Source organism: Gordonibacter sp. An230 (assembly GCF_002159915.1).
Lineage (GTDB): Bacteria > Actinomycetota > Coriobacteriia > Coriobacteriales > Eggerthellaceae > Rubneribacter.
In genome coordinates, this window is the sequence record NZ_NFJP01000003.1 from 97,477 (window position 1) to 109,620 (window position 12,144).

General features: G+C 64.4%; 8 protein-coding genes. 1 reads left to right on the top strand and 7 read right to left on the bottom strand.

Translation table 11 applies throughout. From position 1 onward, the window contains the following. Positions 1 to 75: 75 nt before the first annotated feature. The 3 genes from B5F40_RS02560 to B5F40_RS02570 form a co-directional block, all read right to left on the bottom strand. On the bottom strand, positions 76 to 1,731 hold the full coding sequence (locus B5F40_RS02560) for an ABC1 kinase family protein (RefSeq protein ID WP_087192813.1): 1,656 nt from the start codon (positions 1,729 to 1,731) through the stop codon (positions 76 to 78). A 47-nt stretch (positions 1,732 to 1,778) separates the two neighbouring features. Continuing rightward, positions 1,779 to 2,165 carry a phasin family protein gene (locus B5F40_RS02565; RefSeq protein ID WP_087192814.1) on the bottom strand — a complete coding sequence of 129 codons (387 nt, stop codon included), beginning with the start codon at positions 2,163 to 2,165 and terminating at the stop codon, positions 1,779 to 1,781. Between the two features lie 160 nt (positions 2,166 to 2,325). Then, on the bottom strand, positions 2,326 to 3,345 hold the full coding sequence (locus tag B5F40_RS02570) for a DMT family transporter (protein WP_087192815.1): 1,020 nt from the start codon (positions 3,343 to 3,345) through the stop codon (positions 2,326 to 2,328). 332 nt (positions 3,346 to 3,677) lie between these two features. On the opposite strand from B5F40_RS02570, the gene B5F40_RS02575 reads away from it, so the two are divergent. Then, complete coding sequence (locus B5F40_RS02575; RefSeq protein WP_087192816.1) at positions 3,678 to 4,562, top strand: LysR family transcriptional regulator; 885 nt, start codon at positions 3,678 to 3,680, stop codon at positions 4,560 to 4,562. 607 nt (positions 4,563 to 5,169) lie between these two features. On the opposite strand, the gene B5F40_RS02580 is transcribed toward B5F40_RS02575, so the two are convergent. From B5F40_RS02580 to B5F40_RS02600, 4 genes are all read right to left on the bottom strand, one after another. Next, positions 5,170 to 5,823 (bottom strand): HAD family hydrolase, encoded by a 654-nt coding sequence (locus tag B5F40_RS02580; RefSeq protein ID WP_087192817.1) that lies wholly within the window; start codon positions 5,821 to 5,823, stop codon positions 5,170 to 5,172. A gap of 217 nt (positions 5,824 to 6,040) precedes the next feature. After that, on the bottom strand, positions 6,041 to 7,798 hold the full coding sequence (locus B5F40_RS02585; protein WP_087192818.1) for a proline--tRNA ligase: 1,758 nt from the start codon (positions 7,796 to 7,798) through the stop codon (positions 6,041 to 6,043). Next, on the bottom strand, positions 7,795 to 8,862 hold the full coding sequence (ispG, locus tag B5F40_RS02590) for a flavodoxin-dependent (E)-4-hydroxy-3-methylbut-2-enyl-diphosphate synthase (protein ID WP_087192819.1): 1,068 nt from the start codon (positions 8,860 to 8,862) through the stop codon (positions 7,795 to 7,797). The genes B5F40_RS02585 and ispG overlap by 4 nt, the downstream gene beginning before the upstream one ends. Positions 8,863 to 10,217: 1,355 nt before the next feature. Beyond that, the gene (locus B5F40_RS02600) at positions 10,218 to 11,306 is read right to left on the bottom strand and encodes a site-2 protease family protein (protein WP_087192821.1); all 1,089 of its coding nucleotides are present in this window, start codon (positions 11,304 to 11,306) and stop codon (positions 10,218 to 10,220) included. Positions 11,307 to 12,144 lie beyond the last annotated feature (838 nt).

Sequence of the window (12,144 nt, forward strand, 5' to 3'; positions counted from 1 at the left end):
ACGCACAACCGCTTCTCGTTGGAATTCCCCGCAAATATTGGTTGCGGGGAATTCCAACTGGGAAAACAGGGAGGTTTACAACTTGCGGCGATTGATGTCGACTATCACCCATATGCTGAGGATGGCAGCGCCCAGATAACCGAAGAACGCGAGCACGGGCACGCCGAGCAGCCGCGGCTCCATAGACGACAGCGACAACATGCTCGAGCCGATGAACAACCCGGCGATGACGATGCCTATGGTCAACCGGTTGATGATCTTCGCCAGCTTTGAGAGCGGCGCTTCAGATCCCAGCACCTCCATGTTCATCTTCAGCTGCCCGCGCGTGAGCATCTTGAGCGCCTCGCCCGAGAACCGCGCTGCGTCGAGAGCGCCTTTCGACGACGAGCGCAGCGAGAGGGCCAGATCCTCCATCGCCTGCGCCAACTCGTCACGCGCGCTCTTCGAGCGCTGGATGTGCGCGTTGATGATGGACACCACGTTGTCGTTGGGAATGAACGGCGCGATGGTGCCCTCAAGCGTCACGATGCCGCGCGAGACGCTTGTGATGGATGCGGGCAACGTCACTTTGCATGAACGCGTGAGCAACAAGATGTCGTTGAGGAACATGCCGATGTCAATGTCGGCCACATCGCAGGAGCCGTAGTCGGTAAGCAGCAGATCGAGGTCGGCCAGAAACCGCGTGTGGTCGATGGCGGCGTTGTCCTTTGCAATGGCGAAGGACAGCAGCGCGTCTTTCAGCTCGGTCGCGCTCTCCATGCCCACGGCCTGGATGATGCTGCCGAATCCGGCGCGATCGCGCGGCGAGAGGCGGCCCATGATGCCGAGGTCGATGTAGACGATCTTGCCGTTGCGGATGAGCAGGTTGCCCGGATGCGGGTCGGCGTGGAAGAACCCGTGGTCGAGGATCTGCGTGGCATAGTTGTCCAGTATCTTCTCGCCGATCTCCGACAGGTCGTAGCCGGCCGCGCGCAACCGGTCGAGAGCCATGATGGGGATGCCGTCTATATACTCCATCACCAGCACGTACTCGCCGCACAGCTCCGGGTACACCTTCGGACAGTCGATGAACGCCACGTCCTTGTTCAGTCGCGCGAACTCCTCGAGGTTGGCGGCCTCGCGCGCGAAGTCCGTCTCCTCCAAAAACGTGGCCCACAGCTCCTCCACCACGTCGCGCAAGTCGAGCATCTGCTCGTCCTTCATGAAGCGCGACGCACGGCGCGCGACCATACGCATAATGTCGATATCCTGCGCCATCGTGGCCTTCACGCCGGGACGCTGGATCTTCACGGCCACCGTCTCGCCTGTGGCCAGGCGCGCCTTGTGCACTTGCGCCAACGACGCACTGCCGAGCGGCGTGGGATCGATGGCGTCGAACACCTCGTCTCTCGCGGCTCCGTATATTTCATCGAGCGCGGCCAATATCCGCTCGAACGGCAGCGGATCGCACTCTGTCTGCAGCTTCGCCAACTCGTCGCAGTACGCTTTCGGCAATATCTCCGAGCGCGTGGAAAGCGTCTGGCCGATCTTCACGAAGCTCGGTCCCAGATCCTCCAGCATGGCGCGGAACTCCTCGGGCGAGAAGCCCCTGAGGAAATGATGCTTCTGCAAGATGGCGTAGATCTCCCGCAGACGGCGCATGCGCGTCTTGCGGCTCAGGTTGAACCGACCTTCGGGATCCACTTCGGCGTCCGAATTGAAAAAGTATTTGAGCAGGGTGTTCTCCGCCATCGACTACCGCACGGCCCCTTTCGCGGCCCAAAGGCGCGGCGCCCTTCCTAAGCGCACGGCTTGGTCGAATCGGCCTGAGCGTCTTCGACGGAGGCGTCGGAAGCCTCGACAGCGGATGCGTCGCCCACCTCGGCCCCCGTTTGCGCGCGGGCGTCAGCGCGCGCGGCGATCTCGGCGGCCTTCGCGACGAACTCCGCGCGCTCCTCGGGCGTCATGGCCGCCATGCGCGTCTCGAGCGCATCGTAGCGCACCGCGGCAACCGCCTCTTCGGCCTTGTGCTTGAGCTCGACGTTGATCTGCCTGCCCTGATCGACCGTGATCTCGCCTTTGGCGATGAGCTGGTCGACCAGCTCCTTGGTCTTCTCGCCCGTTATGGCCATCGCGCCGATACCGGCCAGAAAGATGTCCTTGAATCCGTCGCTGAGGTGAGCCATGAGAGCCTCCTTTGCCCGCAGTCGTCCGCCGGATGCAGACGACTTCCACACCATGATGCAACAAATCGAGAAAAAGGGCAATGCGCGCAAACCCTTCGGCGAAGAAGAACGCTGAAACGAAAGAGGCTCACGAGCCGGCAAGACCGCCTGGCGAAGACCGCTACACAGCCCGGTCCGAAGCGAGCGGGCAACGCTCGGACAGAGGCAGCGCCACCTGCGACATCTCGACTGCTTTCGAGGCAGCCGCCTTATGCGCGTCGGGAGAGGGCCCATCCGCAAAGCCGTCGTCGGCGTCGGAGGCCCGTCGACCCTCCATCCACGTGGCGGCGGCGACGCCGGCCACGATGACGGCGGCACCGACAAGCCCCGTCGCCGAAAGCGTCTCCCCCAGGATGACGAAGGAGAACAACGCCGTGAACACCGGCTCGCCCGTCAGGAGCAATGAAACGGTGGAGGACGGAAGCGAGGTTAGTGCAAGGTTTTGCAGGAAAAACGTGAGACAGGTGCTCAGAAGCGCGAGGAACACGACGACGCCCCACGCCATGGGCTGCACGGACGCGACGTCCATCGGCTGCTCAAAGGCCAATGCGCACAAAAGAGAGATGGCGAACGAGGCTCCAACCTGGGTGCCGGCGATCGTCGCAGCGTCGAGCTTCTCAAGGCCGTGCTCCCCGAACACGAGCGCGCCCGCCATGGTCATCGACGACAACAGCGCGAACACCTCGCCCCAGCCGAACGACGGCGCGCCTCCGTTTGCGCACAGCAGGTACAACCCTGCCACGACCGCCCCTTGGAACGGGAGAAACGAAAACGGATAACGGCGGCGGTTCACGATCGACGACAGCAGCGGCGCGAACACCACAGGCAGCGCCACGAGGAAGCCGACGTTCGTTGCAGTGGTCAGATCGAGCGCCACGTTGCAAGCGATGAACGACAGCGCCATGCACACTGCGGCCGGCAGCCAATCGCGCACGCGCACCAAGCGCAGCTGGCGCACGATGCGAGGGCCGAGGAAGATGGCGAACACGAGCGCCGCAAGCCCGAAACGGACGACGAGGCACCACAGCGGTGTGATGCTCTCATAGGCGATTTTCGTGATGGCGCTTCCCGAGCCGAAAATGACGGTTTGCAGCACCACGCAGGCCACGAACGGCCAACGGGCGGACGAGCGGCGAGCCATGCGGGCCTCCTTCCGTGCAGGTAGCGCAAGGCATCCGCACCCTGCGCGGAATCGCATTCACGTTGAAGATCGGATTCGTCTGACATGGTATGGCTTCTTTGTATTAAAGTAAAACGAGAATATCTTTATAAAAATTAAAAATATACTTGTTATTCCTGTTCACAAGCATTACAAAACAGACACCCCTCAGCCATTATGCGCAAAAGCGCAGAAAAGCGAGACGGGGGAGGGCGGCGAACAAGAACGCCCGATGGCGCCTCGCTCCCTCCGGGCAGCTTGAGGACGAAGCCGACCCAGCCGCGAAGACCCGTCCGAAACGAAAGGAGCCGACCATGGCCAATCAGAAGTACGAGGCGTTTCTCAAAGTGGCCGAGACGGGAAGCTTCAAACAGGCGGCACTCGAACTGGGCTACACGCAAGCCGGCGTCAGCTACCTCGTGAGCGCTCTCGAGCGCGAATTCGACCTGCCGTTGTTCGTGAGGGACTACGGAGGCGCGCGCTTGACTGCCGACGGCGCCGAGCTCCTTCCCTGGGTGCGAAGCGTGCGCGCCGACGAGCGTCGGCTCGAGACGCGCGTGGCCGAGCTCAAGCACCTCGTAAGCGGCGTCGTGCGCGTGGGAGCGTTCACCAGCACGGCCATCCAATGGTTTCCGGGCATGGCGAAATCGTTTCTGGCGCAGCATCCCGGCATCGACTTGCAGCTCCTCTGCTGCGACGACCAAGACGAGCTCGAAGGGGCCGTATGGCGCGGCGATGCCGATTGCGGCTTTTTCGTCTTCCCCATCAAGCGCGACCTGCACGCCGTGCCCCTGCGCCACGATCCGCTGCTCGTGGTGCTGCCGCCCGACCACCCGCTGGCCGACGCGCCGTTCGTACCACGCGAAACGCTGGCCGACGAGCCCTACATCCGCCTGAAAAGCGGCACGTCGTCGGAGATGGAGTCGCTATTTCGCAACAACGGTGTCGAGCCTTGCGTGCGCTTCACCATCGACAGCGACTACGCCGTGATGAGCATGGTGAGCGCCGGACTCGGATTCAGCGTGCTCTCGGGCCTCATCTTGCGCGACACGCCGTTTCCGCTAGCCATCGTTCCGCCCGAAGTGGAGACAAGCCGCGAGATAGCCCTCGCGCTCCGTTCGTTGGACACGGCCTCCACTGCGACGCGCGCCTTCGCCGAGCATGCCGAGCGCTGGATATCGGCCACATATGGAGCGTGAGCCACGGCATCGAGTCGGGGAGGGGCGCATGAAGACGCCGCGGATATGCCGAGAAACGGAGCGCGGGAGAACCCGACAGGACAGCGATGAGCAAGGGTGCGGAATCGCTTGGCGAGAACGCTCGAAAGCCGACAGGGGCGGATACCGCGGAAAACCGCCGACCGGTTCGCCACAGCAGCGTACCGCCAATCTCCTGTAACGGCAGAGGCCGCAGGAGGCTCCGAGACCGCAGGACGAAAACCTCGGCCCGCACGGCATCCGGGCTCCCGCTCAGCAGGATTCGACGAAGCCCTTCAGGAATGGGAAGAAGGCTTCCCCTCGCCACCGAACCGCGCTTTGCTCGGTGAGAAGCCGTCCGAACAGCGCACGATGCGACCCGAGGTTCCGAGCGGCAAACCAAAACCGCAACTCGGTAGCTCACGGTAAAGGATTCTCCGCTTTTTTTCGTTGAGGTCGGCACTTCGACACGCCCGAGCCAGCCCATCGAAGACGGGGCAGTCGACATCCGAGAGGGCTCGACGAAAGGAGGCTGGAGCCGAGGGGACGGAGCGATCTTCCAACTCCGGCTCAGAACCCGCTCTTTCGACGCCCATGCGAAAGCGCGACGTCAGAGCCCGAGCAGGGCGGGCACCTCGGTTCCGTCGGCGCACAGGAAGCTCGGATCCTCGGCCGCGAGCACCTCGCGCGGGAACATACCCCACAAAGCCGCCGCCGTGGGGCACCCGGCCGCGTTTCCGGCTTGGATGTCGAAAGGACTGTCGCCCACATAGAGGCACGCGGCGTTGTCGAGGCCCATGAGATCGCACCCGTGCGCGACAGGACCGGGCGCGGGCTTGTGCTCGGGCCAATCGTCCGATCCCACGACGAAATCGAAGCAGTTCTCCAAGCCGAACGTCGCCAGCCCCCGCACGGCGGGCTCATGGCGCTTCGATGTGACCACGCCGAGCGGCACGCCCGCCTCCCCGAGCCGCTCGAGCATGGGCTTCGTGCCGGGAAATATCCCGATCAGGTCGTCGTGCACTTCGGAATTGCGTTCGCGATACACGCGGCAGAGCTCCCCGTGAACGGCCTCGCTGTCCGCAAAGTCCCACATCTGGACGGCGAGCGGCTGCCCCACCTTCGCCATGAGCAGTTCGTCGGGCACGGTGCGCCCCAGCACGGCGCGCACCGTAAAGCGAAACGTCTCCAAGATAAGGTCGTGCGTGTCGAGCAGCGTCCCATCCAAATCGAACAGGACGGCTTGTATCGTGCGAGCAGTCATAGGTTCCTCCATCGGCGATCGATTCGCGCACGGCTCGAAGAACGACCTCGGCGGCCGGCACGATAAGCCGCAAGGGACGATCCGCCGACCGAGATCGCGAAGACGGCGAAGGCGCCGCGCGCTTCGCGTGCGCAAGCCATCGGCGTCTTCGCAAGATCGGGCACGGGATCATCCCGCAGCATCGGCTCGCTCCGCATGCGGCCGTGCATGCGTAACGCTATTCAAACAACGCCCCGAATAGGCTCACCTCCGAGCCCCACACTTTCGCATTGCGCTGCGAGAACGCAAGCGCGTCGGTGAGCGAGTCGAGCGGGATGTCGCGACGGGCGCCCGTGCTGCGACGCTTGATCTCCACCTTCTGCTCGGCCAAGCCGCGCTTGCCCACAACGACCTGCAAAGGCCAACCGATAAGGTCGGCATCGGCGAACTTCACACCCGCGCGCTCCTTGCGATCGTCGATAGCCACCTCGAAACCGAGCCGCGCCAGATCAGAGGCCAGCTTTTCGGCAGCGGGCTGCACCTCGTCGTCGCCCACCGCGAGCGGGATCACGCATACGTGAGCCGGGGCGACAGACGGCGGCCAGGCGATGCCCAGCTCATCGTTGTGCTGCTCGACGATGGCGGCCATGGTGCGCGAGATGCCCACGCCATAGCAGCCCATGAGGAACGGCCGCTCGGAGCCATCCTCGGCCATGAACGTGGCGCCCATTGCCTTCGAGTACTTGTCGCCAAGCTGGAACACCTGCGACACCTCGATGCCGCGAGCGCCCGCAAGGGGAAGCCCGCACGCGGGACAGCTGTCGCCGGGCTGCACCACGCACAGGTCGGCCCACTCGTCCACCTCGAAGTCCTCTCCGAGGCGCGCGCCAACGTAGTGGTAGCCGTCGACGTTCGCGCCCACGACCCACTTCGGTACCGCTTGCAGGCTGCGCGCCGCGATGACGTGCGCCTCCTCGGGCAAGCCCACCGGGCCCATAGAGCCCTTGTGCAGCCCGAAGCCCTCCATCTCCTCATCGGAGAGCAGCGTGAAGCCGCCCGCCGCGCGCGCGGCCTTGAGCTCGTTGAGCTCGTGATCGCCGGGGATGAGCAGCACGACCAAACGGCCCTCATCGTTTTTGCCGGACAGCGCCTTCACCGTAGAAGACTCGGGGATGTCCAAGAACTCCGCGAGCTCGGCGATGGTGTGCACACCCGGCGTGGCCACCTTCTCCATAGCCGGCACGTCGTAGACGGTCGGGCGCGCCAGGCAGTCGCCCGCCTCGGCATTGGCCGCCCAGCCGCACGCGCAGTGCACGAGCTCGGCCTCGCCCGCCTCGGCGAGCGCCATGAACTCGCAGGTCACGTTACCGCCGATCTGGCCAGGGTCGGCCTCGACGGGACGATAGTCCATGTCCATGCGCTCGCAGATGCGCCCGTAAGCAGCGCTCATCTCGTCGTAGGTCTCCTGCAGGGACTCCTGATCGGCATGGAAGCTGTAGGCGTCCTTCATGATGAACTCGCGGCTGCGCAGAAGACCGAAGCGCGGACGAATCTCATCGCGGAATTTCACCTGGATCTGATAGAGCGATAGCGGCAGCTCCTTGTATGAGCGCAGCTCGTTGCGAACAAGCGCAGTGATGAGCTCTTCGTGGGTGGGCCCGAGGCAGAACTCGTGGTCGTGACGATCAATGAGGCGCATGAGCTCGGGGCCGTAGTCGTTCCAGCGACCGGATTCGTGCCACAATTCCCCGGGCTGCAACGCAGGCATCATGATCTCTTGAGCGCCGATGCCGTCCATCTCCTCACGCACGATGCTCTCCACTTTCGCAAGCACTTTCTTGCCAAGCGGCAGGAAGGTGTACACGCCCGAAGCGGTCTTGCGGATGAAGCCCGCGCGCAAGAGCAGCCGGTGGCTCGCGATCTCCGCGTCGGCAGGATCCTCCTTGAGCGTGGGCGCGTACAGCTCGCTCATGCGCATGATGTTCACGTTCGTCATAACCTTCCTATCTCCTCCATCAAAGCGTCCACGATGGCGCTCTCCTCCACCTTGCGGACGACGGCTCCCTTGGAAAACACCGCGCCGGATCCTTTGCCGCACGCCACGCCGATGTCGGCGTCGGCAGCCTCGCCCGGCCCGTTCACCACGCAGCCCATCACCGCCACCTTGAGCGGTTTGCCCAAGCCCGCGATGCGTTCCTCCACCTCGCGCGCGAGCGCGATGAGATCCACCTGGCAGCGCCCGCACGTGGGGCAGCTGACGAGCTCGGGTCCGCGGCGGCGCAGATCGAGCGCCGCGAGCAGCGTCCAGCACGCGCGAACCTCGGTCACGGGATCGTCGGTGAGCGAGATGCGCAGCGTGTCGCCGATACCCTCTTCCAGCAAGATCCCCAACCCGCTCGCGCTCTTGATGACGCCTTGGAAGGTCGTGCCGGCCTCCGTGACGCCGATGTGCAGGGGCACGTGCGGCAGCTCCTCGCTGAGCAGGCGGTACGTGCGCACCGTCGTCATGACGTCGTGGGCTTTCGCGCTGACCACAAGGTCGTGGAAGCCGCGGCCCTCGCAGTGACGCACATAGTCGGCGGCCGAGCGCGCCAGCTTCTCGGGCAACGTGAGGTCGTCGCGCGCCGCCAGATCGTTGTCGAGCGAGCCCGCGTTCACCCCGATGCGGATGGGGATGCCTGCCTCCCCCGCCGCATCGAGCACGGCGTCGGTTTTGGCGAGCCCCCCGATGTTGCCGGGATTGATGCGCAGCTTGGCCGCGCCGCGACGGGCGGCCTCGATGGCGATGTCCGCCGAGAAGTGGATGTCGGCCACCACGGGCAGGGGCGACCGCTCGCACACGGCTGCGAACGTATCGAGGCAGTCTTTGCGTGGAATGGCCATGCGAACGATCTCGCAACCTGCCTGGGCCAGCGCGTCGATCTGCGCGAGATTGGCCGCCGCGTCGTCAGCCGGCGCGTTGAGCATCGACTGCACTGCGACGGGCGCGCCGCCACCGAGCGGCACGCCGCCCACCATGACCCGTCGGGTCAGCTCGTTCGGTTTGGCTGCGCCGGGCATCCACCCCTCCGTTCCTCACGTTCGCATCCGTCTCCGTCGTCGGACTCGCCCTGGCAAAGCAACCGCTCGCACGGCCTTCGACGACGGCCTTCTTTCGCGCTTCGCCCATGCGTTCAAGCGCTTCAGGCCATTCTACCCTTCCTTGGCCCGCACGTGCCCAATTGCACAGGGATTTCGCGAGCACGCGACGATAGGCGCAGACAGCTGCGCAGCAGCGAAAGCCGAAGCGCATGCAGACGACTGCACTGGGTTGCGGCAAGAAGAGGGCTTGCGACAAGGCGGCGGACTACGGAAGGCTGGACGAAAAGAGGGTGCGGTCCGGCAGAGCGGAGGTCCGTGAGAGAGAGAAAAAAAAAGGGGGGGGGGCAGAGCGACTGCAGAAGGCGAATCGCAGCGGGAGGATGAGCGCGACAGGATGACGGGCCAAGAGAGGCACGACAGAACGGCAAGAAAGCGAGCGGCGGAGACGAGCCAGAAGCCGGCAGACCGAATGCGAGACGGACGGCAAAGCGGGCGGTGATGAAACGCGCGGCAAGACGATCCCGCCGACAGGGCTTCATGGGCCGTGGCGACAGATCGAAAAGCCGGCAGCAGATCGCAAGTGGCGGCAAGTCGGCGAAACGACAGCAGCACCAGGGAATTCGCCGCCATCAGGATCCGAACCCTCGCCGCCCCTGCGGATCGGGCTTTAGTCGAGGGCCCTGATCGATCCGTCGGCGACCCGCACCGCTACGGACCGGATCCCATCAGCAAGCCGAGCCAAATCCGCCGGTCCCGACTCGGCAAAAAGAGCCCTTTCTTTTGGCGGCCTTTTCGGAAATCCGCCATCCGCCCCGAAGGATTTTGAAACCGCCCCCAGCCGACCGGAGGATATCTCGACGATGCGGCGCGGTTGGCGGATCGTCGGGCCATCCGGAGACGGATTCCCGTCATTTTCCGCCGCAAACGGGAAGAAAACGGGCGCGGAAATGCGAGGAGAGGATGCAGGGGAATGGAGGGAGCGAGCGCAGAACCGCAAAGCGGAAAGAGGGCAAGGGGCGAAGACGCAAAGCGGAAAGCGCGAGACGCAGGGAGCGCGACGAAGCGAGAGGGCGGAAAGCGCAGGCCGGAGAGAGGCGTGCGATATGGGATGACGGGACGCACGGTAATGCGAGATGAGACGCAAATCGCGGAGGCGAACGCGAGGATCAACCTTCGAAAAAGGCGGCGATCCCCCGCGCACCCGGACGAAGCCCCGTCGAACGACGACCGCGCAACGAGCGCGGTCATCGCCGATCGCATCCGTCAACCATCGCGAGCCCGAATGCGGAGAACGGCTCCGAAACCTACCGGCTCGCGCCAACCGACGGGCGCCCCTAGCCCCAATTGCCGAACACGAAGCGTTGGATATCTTGGTTCGCCATGACCAAGAAGAAGCACACGAACAGCGCCATGCCCGCAAGCGACAGGTAGTTGAGCGCGCGCATGGACACCACACGCCGCGACACCTTCTGGAACACCTCGATCACGAAACGGCCTCCGTCGAGGGGCGGTATCGGCAGAAGGTTCATAACGCCGAGCGACACCGAGATCGAGGCCACGAACGAGATGATGCTCACCAAGCCCATGTCAACCGCCTGCTTCGACATGGCGGCGATGCCGATGATGGATGAGGAGTTCTGCACAACCTCTCCTGCGGTGGCGGGGTTGAACAGTCCGGCGACAAGCTGCACCACCATGCCGATGTACATGAAGCCCAGCTGCACGGCCCGCACGGGATCCGTGGTGACATGGCGGATCTCGCCGGAGGGAAAGAGCACGTCCACGCCGATGACGGAGTACAGCACGACGAACAGAGCCATGGCGAACAGCAGATTCACCGCCACGCCCGCCACGAGGATGACCGAGCGCTTCCAAAACGGGAGGCTGCGGTACTGCTGGCGATACTCGCTCTCGAACAGGGCGTGCGCATCGTCAACCGGACGCGCCTCGCCCAAACCGTAGGCGACGACCCCGGCGGCAAGCTCCTTCTTCGACGGCTTGACTTCGGGAGCCCGGTACGTGTTGAAGCGATCCTTTTTAGTGGGGCCTTTGGCGCTGCCCCACTCGACGAGCTCCTCGAGAGCCTCGTACGCCTCATCGTCGGTGATGCCGCAATCGCGCGCAACGTCCTCCATGTTCGCAGTGCCGCGACGATGAAGCGACGCGAGCGCAGCCTCGAGATGAGGGCTCATCTCCCCTGGCTCCATGCCGCACACCTTGGCGTAGCCTCCCAAGAGAATGGGCGTCACACCGAACTTCGTCCCCCATTTTGTGAAACCGATGCTCGGTCCCGGTAGCCCCAGCATGAACTCGGTCACCCGCACACCGAACGCGCGCGCGGCCAGATAGTGCCCCCCCTCGTGGATGAAAACGAGGAATCCCAAGATGAGGACGGCGTAGACGATCGTCAGAACAATATCCATGAACTCGAATCCTTCCGAATGCGAGAGCGCGTGTTTCGAGCAACATTATAAAGATGCCGGGCTTCGCGCGATGATCCCGAGCCGACGTGCGAAAAAAACCTACAAGCGCTACGCGATTCCGCCACGGGTCCATCGTTCGCCCCCTCCGCCGCCCTGTTTGCCAGAAAATGCCCCGCCGCTTGATCGAGTCCCCTCCGAGCACGAGCCGCCTTCCCTAACGGTCCGCGCTCCGAAGGCAGCTGCAGCCGCTTGCCTCCCATCCGAGCGCAAAACGGCGAAACGGGATGCGCCTTCGCGTCCGACCCGAAGCCTCCGAGATGCACCTGGCATCCCCGACGACACGTTCCGCTCTTGCCGAAAGCCGCTCCAAACCGCAGTCGCCCGCAGCGGCAAGGGAAAAGTCCGAAACCGTTCGCTCCCGCTCGGACGCCCCGCTGAGAAGAAGGTCGAAACCCAGATGCCGGGCCCCTGCCCACCGCCACGCCGCGAACCCGAATCGGCACCCAACGCACAGGGGGAAGCGCGTCGAAGGCGCGAAAGACTCATGTCGGAGGCACGTTAGGAGCGCGGGAGAACGGACGGCCTCTCCGCTGGAAGCCCGCCATATCCGCGCAAACTCCCCTTGCTATCATGGGTGCAGCGGGCCCGCGCAACGCAGACATCTGAAAACCGCATAGCCGCGCCGGCAGAGGCGTGCGTTACGATGCCGGCAACCAGACCGCAGCGCCTCCGACGAAAGGCGGCGACAACGATTGCCGCCGGGCAGGGAGCCTTCCGACGTGGACGGCGCCCGTGCCCGCTTCGTCAACCCAACAAAGCGCCCTGGGCGCCGATGCGT